Annotated in this window: 17 protein-coding genes; 11 read left to right on the forward strand and 6 right to left on the reverse strand. The window is 62.7% G+C overall.

Annotation, left to right across the window (positions count from 1 at the left end; all coding sequences use genetic code 11):
• Nucleotides 1-473 precede the first annotated feature (473 nt).
• Together AC1DBL_RS08490 and AC1DBL_RS08495 are read left to right on the forward strand one after the other, a co-directional pair.
• Complete coding sequence (locus tag AC1DBL_RS08490) at nt 474-674, forward strand: hypothetical protein (RefSeq protein WP_476925925.1); 201 nt, start codon at nt 474-476, stop codon at nt 672-674.
• Nucleotides 675-925: 251 nt separating this feature from the next.
• Entirely contained in the window at nt 926-1,777 is an 852-nt protein-coding gene (locus AC1DBL_RS08495) for a hypothetical protein (RefSeq protein ID WP_476925926.1), read from the forward strand.
• A 145-nt stretch (nt 1,778-1,922) separates the two neighbouring features.
• Here the strand turns inward: AC1DBL_RS08495 and AC1DBL_RS08500 are convergent, their stop codons facing one another.
• Nucleotides 1,923-2,171 carry a hypothetical protein gene (locus AC1DBL_RS08500; protein ID WP_476925927.1) on the reverse strand — a complete coding sequence of 83 codons (249 nt, stop codon included), beginning with the start codon at nt 2,169-2,171 and terminating at the stop codon, nt 1,923-1,925.
• Between the two features lie 547 nt (nt 2,172-2,718).
• On the opposite strand from AC1DBL_RS08500, the gene AC1DBL_RS08505 reads away from it, so the two are divergent.
• Nucleotides 2,719-3,162, forward strand: a complete 444-nt coding sequence (locus AC1DBL_RS08505; protein WP_476925928.1) for a hypothetical protein — start codon at nt 2,719-2,721, stop codon at nt 3,160-3,162.
• Nucleotides 3,159-3,464, forward strand: coding sequence for a winged helix-turn-helix domain-containing protein (locus tag AC1DBL_RS08510; protein WP_476925929.1), 306 nt, complete (start codon nt 3,159-3,161; stop codon nt 3,462-3,464). Before AC1DBL_RS08505 ends, AC1DBL_RS08510 begins: the two co-directional genes overlap by 4 nt.
• A gap of 78 nt (nt 3,465-3,542) precedes the next feature.
• Here the strand turns inward: AC1DBL_RS08510 and AC1DBL_RS08515 are convergent, their stop codons facing one another.
• Entirely contained in the window at nt 3,543-3,770 is a 228-nt protein-coding gene (locus tag AC1DBL_RS08515; RefSeq protein ID WP_476925930.1) for a hypothetical protein, read from the reverse strand.
• Between the two features lie 936 nt (nt 3,771-4,706).
• The gene (locus tag AC1DBL_RS08520; RefSeq protein WP_476925931.1) at nt 4,707-5,165 is read right to left on the reverse strand and encodes a T6SS immunity protein Tdi1 domain-containing protein; all 459 of its coding nucleotides are present in this window, start codon (nt 5,163-5,165) and stop codon (nt 4,707-4,709) included.
• A gap of 273 nt (nt 5,166-5,438) precedes the next feature.
• On the opposite strand from AC1DBL_RS08520, the gene AC1DBL_RS08525 reads away from it, so the two are divergent.
• The 3 genes from AC1DBL_RS08525 (at nt 5,439) to AC1DBL_RS08535 (ending at nt 7,901) form a co-directional block, all read left to right on the forward strand.
• Nucleotides 5,439-5,639 carry a hypothetical protein gene (locus AC1DBL_RS08525; RefSeq protein WP_476925932.1) on the forward strand — a complete coding sequence of 67 codons (201 nt, stop codon included), beginning with the start codon at nt 5,439-5,441 and terminating at the stop codon, nt 5,637-5,639.
• A 672-nt stretch (nt 5,640-6,311) separates the two neighbouring features.
• A complete protein-coding gene (locus tag AC1DBL_RS08530) occupies nt 6,312-6,518 on the forward strand; it encodes a helicase associated domain-containing protein (protein ID WP_476926056.1) in 207 nt (68 codons plus the stop codon).
• 633 nt (nt 6,519-7,151) lie between these two features.
• A complete protein-coding gene (locus AC1DBL_RS08535) occupies nt 7,152-7,901 on the forward strand; it encodes a polysaccharide deacetylase family protein (protein WP_476925933.1) in 750 nt (249 codons plus the stop codon).
• Between the two features lie 200 nt (nt 7,902-8,101).
• Here AC1DBL_RS08535 and AC1DBL_RS08540 read toward each other — a convergent pair whose 3' ends face one another.
• Nucleotides 8,102-8,248: a lmo0937 family membrane protein gene (locus tag AC1DBL_RS08540; RefSeq protein WP_441418987.1), complete on the reverse strand. Its 147-nt coding sequence runs from the start codon at nt 8,246-8,248 to the stop codon at nt 8,102-8,104.
• 190 nt (nt 8,249-8,438) lie between these two features.
• Between AC1DBL_RS08540 and AC1DBL_RS08545 the strand changes: the two genes are divergently transcribed.
• Together AC1DBL_RS08545 and AC1DBL_RS08550 are read left to right on the forward strand one after the other, a co-directional pair.
• Nucleotides 8,439-8,603, forward strand: a complete 165-nt coding sequence (locus tag AC1DBL_RS08545; protein WP_476925934.1) for a hypothetical protein — start codon at nt 8,439-8,441, stop codon at nt 8,601-8,603.
• Nucleotides 8,604-8,681: 78 nt separating this feature from the next.
• Nucleotides 8,682-9,302, forward strand: coding sequence for a hypothetical protein (locus tag AC1DBL_RS08550; protein ID WP_476925935.1), 621 nt, complete (start codon nt 8,682-8,684; stop codon nt 9,300-9,302).
• Nucleotides 9,303-9,359: 57 nt separating this feature from the next.
• On the opposite strand, the gene AC1DBL_RS08555 is transcribed toward AC1DBL_RS08550, so the two are convergent.
• Nucleotides 9,360-10,214, reverse strand: a complete 855-nt coding sequence (locus AC1DBL_RS08555) for a carbohydrate kinase family protein (protein ID WP_476925936.1) — start codon at nt 10,212-10,214, stop codon at nt 9,360-9,362.
• 156 nt (nt 10,215-10,370) lie between these two features.
• On the opposite strand from AC1DBL_RS08555, the gene AC1DBL_RS08560 reads away from it, so the two are divergent.
• A complete protein-coding gene (locus tag AC1DBL_RS08560) occupies nt 10,371-10,838 on the forward strand; it encodes a universal stress protein (protein WP_476925937.1) in 468 nt (155 codons plus the stop codon).
• A gap of 19 nt (nt 10,839-10,857) precedes the next feature.
• Here AC1DBL_RS08560 and AC1DBL_RS08565 read toward each other — a convergent pair whose 3' ends face one another.
• A complete protein-coding gene (locus AC1DBL_RS08565; protein ID WP_069950597.1) occupies nt 10,858-11,061 on the reverse strand; it encodes a hypothetical protein in 204 nt (67 codons plus the stop codon).
• A gap of 117 nt (nt 11,062-11,178) precedes the next feature.
• On the opposite strand from AC1DBL_RS08565, the gene AC1DBL_RS08570 reads away from it, so the two are divergent.
• Nucleotides 11,179-11,997 carry a pyruvate, water dikinase regulatory protein gene (locus tag AC1DBL_RS08570; protein WP_441418983.1) on the forward strand — a complete coding sequence of 273 codons (819 nt, stop codon included), beginning with the start codon at nt 11,179-11,181 and terminating at the stop codon, nt 11,995-11,997.
• Nucleotides 11,998-12,140 lie beyond the last annotated feature (143 nt).

Here is a 12,140-nt window from a genome sequence, read left to right on the forward strand (position 1 = left end):
GGATTCCGGTGGGTGGGGCGGCTCAGGTGACCGGCCAGCTTCCCCTCTCCCCCCGACGCTTCTATGTCTGTCAAGCGGCTGGAAACGGATGCGGGCGGTGACCAAGATATTGCCGGTGAGTGGGGCGGTTTAGGTGACCGGCCAGCTTCCCCTTCTCCCCCGTTGTTTTGGCTGCTGGCGAAGCTTGCGGAGCTGTGGCCGACGGAGGCCTGTCTACCCGCAGGGCAAGGGGCGGAAATCTTCGTAAGGAAATCAGCGACGAAGGAGCGCCGTCGAAGAATTCCTCGCCGCAGGCCACGACGAAGGAGGGGCTAGACGGGCCGGAGCGGGCACGTACAATCCGACAGGACAGCAGCCAAAAGGTCTTAGACAGAACAGGGCCAGGGCCGTCGGAGCCTTGCGGAGCCGGCACTGGACCCACAGCCGGCCGCGCCAGCGGACGCCCGCTCTGGTCTTTGGCCTAGGCTGGGCTCATGAATAACTCCAAGAGAGCTACGCTCATTTGGTCGCTGGGGGCAGTTATTTTTTCTCTCCTGGGCGTCTATACCTCGATGACATCCGGTGGCACCTGGTATCTGGTGCTCTCGGCCGTCATTCTTCTTCTGGCCGGTATTGTCTTTGCTTCAAAAGCAATCCTGACCATTCGCGCGGCTGAAAATCCTGGCCGTTCCTAGTCCGGTGATCCTTCCACGGTCACTGCTGATCGTTGCCGTCATCTTCTCCTTCGCTACCTTGGGTGCGTCGGTTTTGGTCGTCGTTGATCTGGCTGTGGGCCGGCCCGTGGCCGCACGTAAGAGTTGAGAGACCGCAGGCCTGGGACCTTGCCGTTATGCCGATGGATTGCCCGCAAAGGGATCTACTTGTGGGGGACGGCTTAGCTGTTCCCTTCGCAGAAGGAGAGCCTGTCCTGTGACAGACTCCTCAAGTGCCTGATGTGATGAACCGAGTAGACCGGATGACTCGAGCAATCTGGCGCGTGTCGGGCCGCCGTGTCGATCTGAGCGGCAACCAGGCATGGCTCAGCGCACCAATGCATAGCGATTCCGTCATCGGCGATAACTGGCTCACCGACACGGCGGCTGCCATCAACGGCCTGATCGTGCGCGATCAGCCCGATGCGGGACTGCTCCCGGAGTTCGCTGCGTTGGACGGTCCTCAATTTCGTGCTGCCGCGGTCCATCCCCATATCCGTGACTTCTATGAGCACACATCCTGCTGGAGCATGGAGGTCTGGACGGAGTGGAACCCGCTTTTCCGGCCCGGCGGCGAGGTCATCGCCCGCTATTTCGGCCGACGCGTCCAGCAGCTGACCATTCCCACCCGACCTCTTGAGGCCGCCTACGGGATAGACAGTGACATTGCCGCAGTAGTTGCCTCGGACGGGCGTCAGTTAGGCGCGGGATGGATCCGGACCCTTCGATCCACGGGAGCGTACGTGTACAGCGGCTACTACCGCGTGACGACGCTGCCTGAAACCACGCAACCGAGCGTGCACGTGAGCTTTCCCCTGGAGTCAGGCAACGTGCAGGTCTTCCTGCGGCCGCGCGCCCTGTCCGACGGTTCGCTCGAACTGCTTTCCACGCGTGGCTCGTTCGGCACGGACGGCGCCTACATCACGGTGAGCCGTAGGGGCGTTGTACATGCGGCACGTGTTCCGCTGCATGAGACCTTCCGGCTATACGTTGATGACGACGGTGTCCTTCGAACCGATCACGTCATTCGCCTTCATTCAGCCGTCGCCGTCCGCCTTCACTACAAGCTGACGCGTCACGGCTAAGCTGACCTGCCAAACAGGGACGACGGGACACAAGTCCTACCTAGTAAAGCCTTCCCCTCACTTTGCCCGTCGCCGCGCGCCGAAAACAGCACTACCGGTTGGCCCCATTCTCGGCCGAATAGCGATCGGCTTAGGGACGCGCCGTTCACTGAGAACGATCGTCTTCGCGTTGGTTCTTGCGGCTTTCCTGCCACGCATACAGGGGAACAAAGACCACCACGAAGGCTGTGCCCAGTCCCGCAATGGCCCCGAGGCCCTGATAGATGATGGTCAGCAATGGGGAGGACCCGTTGTCCGACTCCCGGATAGCGAGGGCCACCACCAAAGCAACAATCGTGACCACGAGAACGATCAATGTCGATTTCCTCAACCGGGCCTTGGTCAGAGAAGTCATAGCCATCAATGAGTCCGATCTCTTATCCCTCGACGGGACACTTGGTCATCAGACGTGTCAGCCGCTGAGGCCCTTATGCCGACCGCCGAAGGCGACCACGGAGAAGGACCAGGAAAATTGCAATGACGATGGCTGCGGCGATTCCGCCCAGAAGATCTGACCAAAAGATGACAGGGAGCTTGGTTATGACGAACAGAAGTTGTGTCAGTGCGCTCAAGCCGGCAATCCCAGCGCCCGCGATCAATAGCTTCGTCTTGTGATCCATGTCTTCCCCCAAGGTCTGGGCTGTTCGGCAGCCCGTTCGGAGTGAGCATATCGGACGTCCTTCTCGCTCAAGCTGAGGATTTGAGCCCGTAAGCGGATCCTCTACCGTGCATGCACGGTAGAGGTGTCAGGCTGGAACGCACCAGGTTTGACCCTGGTCCGACCGGCTGCTGGCAGTGCCTTCACGAGAACGATCCGAATCGCTAAATGGAAAGTACTTGACAGGGTGGAAAGTACTTTCCTAGACTCATGCAACCAACCGCCAGTAGCAGGAGAACCCGTCATGGACGAGACAACGGACAGCCCATCGCCGGAAGAGGCACAAGAGCTTCTGGCCCGCGCCGATTCGATCGGCGCCGCATCGACCAATGCCGCGGCTTGGCCAGTGGCCATGATCTTCACCAGCCTGGCGATCCTGGGTTCGATGCTGATGGTCGGCCTGCAGATCGTGTCCCACACCGGATACGGCGCGCCGCTGATGGCCACGTCTGTTGCAGTTTGGGCCGCCGCGACTGCAAGCATCTGGCCGATGTTTCAGACCTCAACAAAAGCCGGATATACGAAACGGTTCCTGACATCCCTGTTCGCCTATTTCGCCCTATACGCGGTTGCTCTGGGCTTGGGGGTAAGTCTCTTCCCCGACGGCAACCTGTGGTTCTATATTCCCGCCGCCATTGCCCTGGCCGGCATTGGCCTGGCCGCAGCCTTCCGCGAACTGCGCGCATGAGCACTTCCGCGGATCATCCCCGTCACAAGCTCAACGAACTCTTCAGCTCGCCCATCCGTTTTTCCATCATGGCCGCGCTGGCTCGTGCGGAATCTCTGGACTTCAAGGACCTCCGCGATGCCATCCAGGTCAGCGATTCCGTCCTCAGTAAGCAACTGTCCGCATTGGAACAGGCGGACTACGTGAAGATCAAAAAGAGTTTCGCAGGCAAGCTGCCGAGAACCTCAGCCAGCCTGACCGCGAACGGACACGAGGCCTGGGCGGGCCACACGCAGACCCTCAGGGACATTGCGGAAGGCTAATGCCCTGTCACCCGCCCCGCTGACGGATCCCCTATCGGGCGCCAAGGCGTCCGCAGAACCATGGGCCTGCCGGCAGAGTCAGCTGCGATCGGCACGTAGGCGTCGCAGGCGCCGATACGCCCGGGCACGCGTCGAAAACCTTCGAAACTGACCGCGGAAATACCAGGTCAGTGCGAGCCCGAGGATGACGAGCGGGAGCAGCTCCGGGGCGAGGGCGAACGTGCCGAAGACGATGTCGAACGCCTCGAATCCAACCAGCGAGCCGGCCGCGAACCAGACCCACCCGCCGAACAGAGTGGCTCGCATAGTCACACGGCGAGAGAGCCGACGGGCGAGCCTCCACAGCAGTCCAAGGCGGCGGCGCGCCGGCCAGCGGTACCTCGGAGGCTTCCTTCGGAGTGGGAGTGAGGAGAAAAGGGTCTCGGGGGACATGGCGATGAGCTCCTTATGGCGGCAGTCAGAGATGTGTTCTGAGGGTCGTCCGGGAGGGGCAGCGCAAGCAGCGCGGAGGCACGTTCCAGCCGTGTACGGCTAGAGTGCCGGAATCAGTCGGAGTCGGATTCTAGAGGGCTGCGTGGAGGCTCCCGGGGCGACGGGGACGTCCGCCCGGAGCGCGGGGACCTGTCCCACCGACGGGTGCGGATAGAACCAAAGACAGGAAGCCTGGACCGTTTAGATCACGCAGACCCAGGGCGACAGAGTGGACCCCTGGAGCCGGAAGGGTGCAGAGAAGCGCGTGGAAGGTACGCGCCATGAGGATTGCCAGGGCAACGACCAGAGCAACGAGAACGAGAGCCGTTACCGGAGGCACACCCGCGCCGGCCGTCGTGCGGATCGCAACGTCGGCCTGGACAAAACGCTCCAACAAGCCCCACCCGAGCAATAACACTGTTCCTCCCCCAATCGCCCTCACGCTAACACCGGCTGAGCGGCCGATCAACGATCCTCCAACGGGCGGCTATCGCTCTGCACCCCAGAAAGCCCGAAAGTCACCCACCACTCCGTATTCTGGTGCCTGCTTCATCTGAAGAGCCTTGTCCGGTCGGCAACAACTCCGACCTCCGACAAATGCGGACCGAACTCGGGATCACCATCACGACCGTAGCCGGCGAACTTGGCCAATGCGTGTCCATCCTGTCGCGTCTGGAACGCGGCCTCCTCCGAAACGACGACCTCGCCACGTCCTACCGCCAATGGCTGACCGAGCGAACAACCGCGATCCTGGGTTGACGAGGTCAATAATTACGACAGAGAGATGCCGCTTATTGGAGTACCGGGCGGAAGCGTCAGAACTTGTTTGTGGACTTGTCCGGCGATGTCCAAGGCCACGACAAAGTCAGTGACTTCGATATTACTGACGTCGGTTGCACCTCCCAGCACGGGCGGAATGCGGAAGCTGTAGACCTCGCCGTCGTCTGGTTGCAGACCAGAGCTCTCAGCCTGGCTGGCCAAACTGATCATCAAATACTCATTCTGCCCTGCACGAGAGTTCAGTTCGGCGTTTAACTCACCCTCGTTCGACCATTGATGGCGCAGTTCGCCTGCAAGCACATCCAGAAACCAGAAGCCGTTTTCTGCCTGGAGAAAGACGTCTCCAAAGGGTGACGTGAAGAGGGGACTTTTGCCAGCGAAGTCGAGAAACGACCAGGACTCGAGGGCAGTTGTATAAAGAGCAGATGGGAATCGGCGAATGGGCTCCATGTGGCGACATTAGCCTAAGTGCGGCGAGCTGCAACGAAAACCTCCTAACACATGAGCCGCGCCGCACTATCGGGCTCCGAGCCAAACGGTCGGCGGGAACACGGGGTCCGGAGCCCCCAGGCTCCGGGCACCATCCACATTTGACGCCTATAGGAGCATCGTCGTAGACAGACAGGGCCAAGGCAGGCCGGAGCCCTGCGACGGACAGCACTGGACCCAACAGCCGGCCGCGCCAGCGGACGCCCGTTCTTATCCTTGGCCTAAGCTAGGCGCATGAATTACACCAAGAGGGCAACGCTCATTTGGTCGCTGGGGGCAGTTATTTTCTCTCTCATCGGCGTATACACCGCACTGACTTCCGACGGAGTTTGGTACCTGATCGGGTCCGCCGTCATTCTCCTTCTTGCCGGTGCTGTCTTCGGATCCAGAGCAATTCTTTCCGCGCGAGCTGCCGGTCTGCCCGGCCAGCAGTAGCAAGCCTGTGCTGCCCCGCAAACTCCTGTTGTTTCTGGCTGTGGTGTTCACAGTTGCCGTAGCCGGAGCGCTGGCGCTGGTAGTCCTCGACTGGACATCGCCAGGCCGTCTGCGGGCGATGTCTTCATTGCGCCCCTGAATGGGTTGGAGGCCGTCGTCTTTTGGGCGTGGTGGTCACGGGGTAGCTCGCGCCGGGCAGGGTAGGCTGCGTCGAAATGGTGACTCTGAGAAATGGGGGAACTTATGAGACTCGAGGTGTGGCATTTATTGGTCATCCTGCCTTTCCTGATCACCGGCGCGGTGGTCTTCCTCATTGCCCGCGCGGCACGTAGGGGCCGCGCCGGGGACCCCGATCACGGTTCTGGGAAGGGCCCGGCCAGCTGACGCTCCCTACCTCTTCTCGGCATAACGAGAAGAGGGACGGCACAATGTGAGCTGCTCCCCGAAAGTTGGATTGAGAAATCAGTTCTGACTTTCGGGGAGCAGTTTTATGCATTGTCGAAGTTCGTTGTCCGAGGAGCAGCGCGAGGCCGCGGTAGCAAAGTTTGAAACCCGTTGGGGTGCTTTGGCGGTAGCGACTCGAATCGGAGTAGGTAGAGGTGCCATAAACGTTTATGTGGTCGATGGCGGACACGCGGAAGTACGACACTGGTGGCCAAGCCAACACGACGGGTGTTCTCTTTTGAGTTCAAACTTTATGCTGTGCAGCGGTACCGCGCGGCCCACGGGAGGATCCTCGCCCCTGTTGCGATCAAAGGCCGGGTAGTTGCGACAGGGGAATCCAGCACCGAACAAGACCACGCCCTCGGAGCGTGGATCCACGGGCAAAGGCAGAAGCTAAGAGAAGATACCCTCCCCCTGACAGGCCGCCCAATTTGACGCCGCGATCCCGGGCTGGCAGAGAGGGAGAACGAGGGGCCGCCCGGTCCGGTCCTGAACGCGTCACCGGATTCCGCCCCCACATCTGTTCAAGGACGGACTTGATCACCGTGGCCAGCGGACTCGACCCGGCCCGACGGGATCGGTCCCTTGGCAAAGAATTGGCAAAGGAATCGCTGTGAAGTGGTGTTTTCAACAGTTGGAGAGTGTGACCAAGAGTCCTCCGTTTAGCTGGAAAACCAAGGTTTTTCAGGATTTTCCGCGAAACTGCGGGAACGATGAAATGGGTTCAAATCCCACCGTCACCGCCACGTAGCTAGGCCCCTGCTTCCCTTTACTTACAAGGGAAGCAGGGGCCTTTTGCTTTCCCGCGACTGGCTCATTGGCAATGATTAGGCCAAAACTTGATTCCGCAGGCCCGGGCCGCACGCCGACTTTGCGCTTCAGCTCCGCCTCAAAAGCCGATCTCCGGGCCGCCGTCCCTTCGGCGCTACCCGGGCCTCAGTTCCTGGGAAAGGACCCTTGACCCTATTGCGGCGTCGGTGACGGGGGGACACTCAAATCCGGGAATGCTCCGATCTCTGCCTCGTGCTCATCGCAGTTCATTCCCAGTTGCGGAAAAGGGGACTGCCAATGAAGGTTTGGCGACCGATCGTCGTAGCCCTACTGGTCATTGTCGGCTTCAGCGCTCCGGCGCCGAGCTGGGCCGCGGCACAACCGGATGTGATCCAGAAAGTCACCAACCCCATGCCGCCGGCACCATATGCATCCCAGATGTCATCTGCCGAACGTTCCGAGATCCTGCATCTGTACTATCACGGGCCAAGAGTGCGACTAACCTTCGACGACTGCGCCACCCAGGTTCGTCTCACCGGACTCCTGAACTGGCTGCGTCACTATAACGTCCAAGCCATATTCTTCTTCACCGGCCAATGCATGCTCGCCCACCCGACCTATCGCACGCAGATATCCAGGGCCGGTCAACTGCTGGGCAATCACAGCTTTGACCACCGCGACTACTCACGCATGACCGCCAACCAGATCTATACCGAGGTCCACCGGTACGGCAGCGTCATACCCACCACGTCACCCAAGCTCTGTCGGCCACCTTATGGTGCCGGCGCGTTCAGCCTCAGGGTTTACAACGCCCTGGCCCGTGCAGGATGCCGCCCCGCCTATTGGACCGTTGACACGCGCGATTGGGACGGCTCATCAGCCGGCACCATCATCCGCCGCGTGCAATTCGGCGACCGCACCACCCCGCGGGTTCGTGCGAGCGGCGTCATCCTGATGCACGGAACCGGACCCCATACGCTCCAGGCCCTGACCGGCGTTCGCAACGCCCTCATCTACTGGAGACTCGCCACGTTCCATATCCACTAGATGGCCGCCCGGCAGGCTCTCAATATTGCCTGCGACTTTCCGACGAAGCTCGCGGCCGAGCAGCGCCAACACCAGGATCAGCCGCGGCGTACTTGCTGGTGTGGCAGGTGCGTGGACCTGCCCACGGCTGACGTAGACGTGAGGCCTGTTGAATTTGCGGGCAGCAAGACGCCGTGGGCAGGATTGCTCGGGATCGGCCTCTATGTGCGCGACCTTCCGCGGATGAAGTGGAAGATCAGGACCACGACGGCGATCACCAGAAGCAGGTGAATGAACCCGCCGCCAATGTTCCCGATCAAGCCCAGAAGCCAGAGAACAGCAATAATGATGGCTATCCAAAGCAACATGAGAATCTCCCTTGAATTGATTGCGGATGAAATGCTGATTCTGCGCTCATCTTCGTACCTCCCGCGGCCCAAGGCAAGGGATAACCTCACCCCCGCAATAGGGCCTTTCCTCGCACCGCGACTCCGCCGCAAAGTTCACCGTAGACGCCGGCCTAGACCATCCAGAAACGATCATTTGGGGGTGCCGCTCATGACACGAATCGTGCGGTTCGACCACGTTGGCGTCACCGTTCCGGACCTCGACAACGTGGCTGACAGAGGCACCAGCGTCGAGTTGTCCAGCCTCGTCCGGCCAAACCCCGTCCCGGGGGCCGCCCCCTGCCATGGCAAACGACTGGAAGATCCTGCCACGTAGGCTTAGGAGTCACGAACACCTCTCGCCTCCCCCGCACAGATCCACCGTTGCCCCTGCTCCCGAATGAAGGAAGCCCTTGTGAAGAAGCTCCTCCCGCTTTCCGTGATGCTGGGCGCTGCCTGCCTGTCCGTCTCGGGATGTTCGACCGCCGCCCCTGCTCCGAGCCCGACCGCCCCGGCCGCGAGCGCCACCTCATCCGCCGCAGCCGCGGCTCCGACCACGGGCTGGGAGCTGAACCCCAAGGGCGGAGCCGAACGGATCAAAGCGGCAGGCCTGGCGGTCCTCAACGAGGAGGGCGCAGCCGAGCACTTCCACGCCCATCTGGACGTTTTCGTGGACGGCAAGCCTGTTCCTGTCCCGGCGGACATCGGCTTCAGCTTCACCGCAGCCGGCCAACCCAACGGCATCTCGGCGCTGCACACACATGACGAGACCGGCATCATCCACATTGAGGCGCCGGTCGCCGGGGCTACCTACACGCTTGGCCAGCTCTTGACCGAATGGGGTGTCCTGGACGGCACCGGCAAGCCCGGGACCGCGCATGCACCCATCTCGGATTGGTCCGTCGCTGTGAACGGCGCCAAGCAGGCGGGGCCGGCCCAAGCTGTCGTCCTGAAAGCCCACGATGAAGTCGTCCTGTTCCACGGGACGGCCCCGGAGCCGATGCCCGCAACGTTTAAGTTCCCGACCGGCCTCTAAGCCGGTCCCGCTGGCAGGCACCTGGCTACTGCCAACCCGGGATCGGGCGCCAGCGAATCAGCCCCCGAGGACGGGGTGCAGATGCTCACTCTCAATGGCGACGCGGGCCTGGACGGCCGCCGCCTTGAGGGACTCAGTCACGGACGCGCCCTGCAGGCTCGCGCCCAGGAACCCGGCCATGAACGCATCGCCGGCACCGTTGGTGTCCACCACATCCGCGGGAACAGCAGCGACCTCATGCCGCGTCCCGTCCGCTTCCAGCGCTACCGCACCCTCTGCCCCGCGGGTGCACACAGCCAGGCGGGGGCCCCGGGCGAGGCAGGAGCGCATCAGCTCCCAGGGATCGTCGGTCCGGTCGTCGTTCATAAATACGGTATCGGCCGCCCGCAGGAATGGCTGATGGAACGCGGACGATCCGTCGAAGTCATGAAGGTCCACCCACAGCGGTGTTTGCCGGACCTCGTCGCGCTCGAGCAACAACAAGCCAAGTTCGCTCAGGTCAATCACGGCAACTTCGGCTGCAGCCACTATTGCCGCGGCAGCGTCGAGGTCGTCGTCCGCCGGCGGGGAGGGCACCGAAACGTAGAGCGATACCCGGCCGCCGCCGTCGGTCATGAGGTTGACGTGACGCTCGGTGCGGTCCGACGCAATCGCTTCGATGGTGACGCCGGCCGTGGCGAGGGCGTCGCGCACCCGGCCGCCGGCGTCGTCCGCGCCCAAGGGCGAACACAAGCGCACCTGGACGCCGAGATCCGCCAGGTGCAAGGCCTTGCCCGCCGAGGTGCCTCCCACCGTGTGCCAGGCGCGGCGGGCGAACTGCATGTGCGGAACAGGGTCCGGGAGGTGGTCGAGGAGGATGAGGTGGTTCCACGAGGCGGGGCCACAGACAGCGACCAGCGGAGAAGCGGGCATGTCCTCAGCCTATCCGGCCGGCCTCCACTGTCACCCAGGACCGGGACCGCGTGCGGGATCCGTGCCCAATGGCACTCCCGGCCCGGGTGCGGCGCTGTCAGGATGAGGAATCACTGCACCGCCCGGCATCGGGCCTGGCATTTGGAAGGAAGGCATATGGCCGGAAACGAGAGCTACAGAATCGTGGTTGGCGTGGACGGTTCCGAGCAGTCCCGGGCGGCAATGGACTGGGCTGTTGAGGAAGCCAAGGCTCGCGGCGGTGAAGTGCTGGCCCTCACGGCCTGGCACTTCCCTTATGTCACCGACGCCCTCGGCCAGGCCTGGGACTACGAGGTGTTCCAGACCGACGCCCAGTCAATTCTCGATGAGGAACTTGCCCGGGTCCGGGGCCAGGGCGTTCAGATCAACGGACGCATTGTTCAGGGCAGCGCCGCCGCGGTGCTCGTGGACGCTTCGCGGGACGCCGACGTCGTTGCCGTTGGCTCACGCGGCCACGGCGGCTTCACGGGGCTGTTGCTTGGTTCCGTGTCCACCCAGGCGGTCCACCATGCCCACTGCCCAATTCTGGTCTTCCGCGAGTCCACAGCGGACCAGCCCGACCCAGGGGCGGACAACGCGCACTAGGTCACGCCAGCCGCTGCTCCTAGCCCGCGGGGCTGACAACGTCCTCCAGCACCGACCGGTCGAAGAAGCGGATCTCGCCGGTTTCCGGAAAGAACACGGGAACCACAGAAGTACTCGGGTCCTTCGAGGTCTCGTAGATTTCGGGCGCGCCCCCGTGCCTGCGCGCAATGGTGCCGACCAGGTCCGTACCGCGGACCCTGACGGTCCGGTATTTGTAGCTCATGCGGCCTCCTTTGGCGATGTGGGTCACAGCCTACTCCCCGCAGTCCGGCCGGCACCCCGGCGGCGGCCGCATGCGTCATGGAAGACCGCGCGGCCCCCGCTGGTGCACAATGCGTTCATGACCAATGACGCTCCCCGCCCGGTCTACTTCCTTTCGGACAGTACGGGCATCACCGCGGAAACGCTCGGCAACACCCTGCTGACGCAGTTCCCCGCAAACGAATATGACCGCATCACGGTCCCCTTCATCACCACCGTCGACCAGGCGCGCGCCGTCGTCAGGGTCATCGACAACCTCGCGGCCACGGGCCAGCAGCCGATCGTCTTCTCCACCGCCGTCGGCAGCGACATCCGGCAGACGCTGGGCACCTGCAAGGGGATCATCGTGGATCTGATCGGGACCCACGTCGGGCAGTTGGAGCAGGCCTTGGGGACGCAAGCCAGCGGGGAACCCGGCCGGGCCCACGGCCTGGGCAACGCAGCCCGCTACCAGTCCCGGATGGCCGCCGTCGAATACGCCATGGAGCACGACGACGGGCAGAGCCTGCGCGCGCTTGAGAAGGCGCAGGTCATCCTGGTGGCCCCGTCCCGCTGCGGTAAGACGCCCACCACCATGTACCTGGCGCTGCAGCACGGCATCTTCGCCGCGAACTTCCCGCTGGTGGACGAGGACTTTGAACGCGAGGGACTCCCCAAGCCCCTGCGGCCTTTCGTTTCCAAGTGTTTCGGCCTCACCACCAATCCCCTGCGCCTGAGTCAGGTCCGCACCGAACGCCGCCGCGGCTCGCCCTACGCGTCACTGCGGCAGTGCGGCTTCGAACTGCGCAGCGCCGAACGGCTGTACGTGTCCCACGGGATCCCGTACCTCAATTCGGCCAGCGTGTCCGTGGAGGAAATGGCAGCCACCATCCTCCAGAAGATGAACCTCAAGCACTGAGGCCACGCTTCACAACTGTTGCGTGGACCACATCGTGTGGAATCACCGGCGCCGACCTGTCACTGTGGACAGGACTTGCGCCCAGCAAACGGCGGCCGCCCACGCAGGCGGCATTAAGGCATCATCTGCAAAGGAGCAGCAAC

This window comes from Arthrobacter sp. 10T44 (assembly GCF_056393885.1).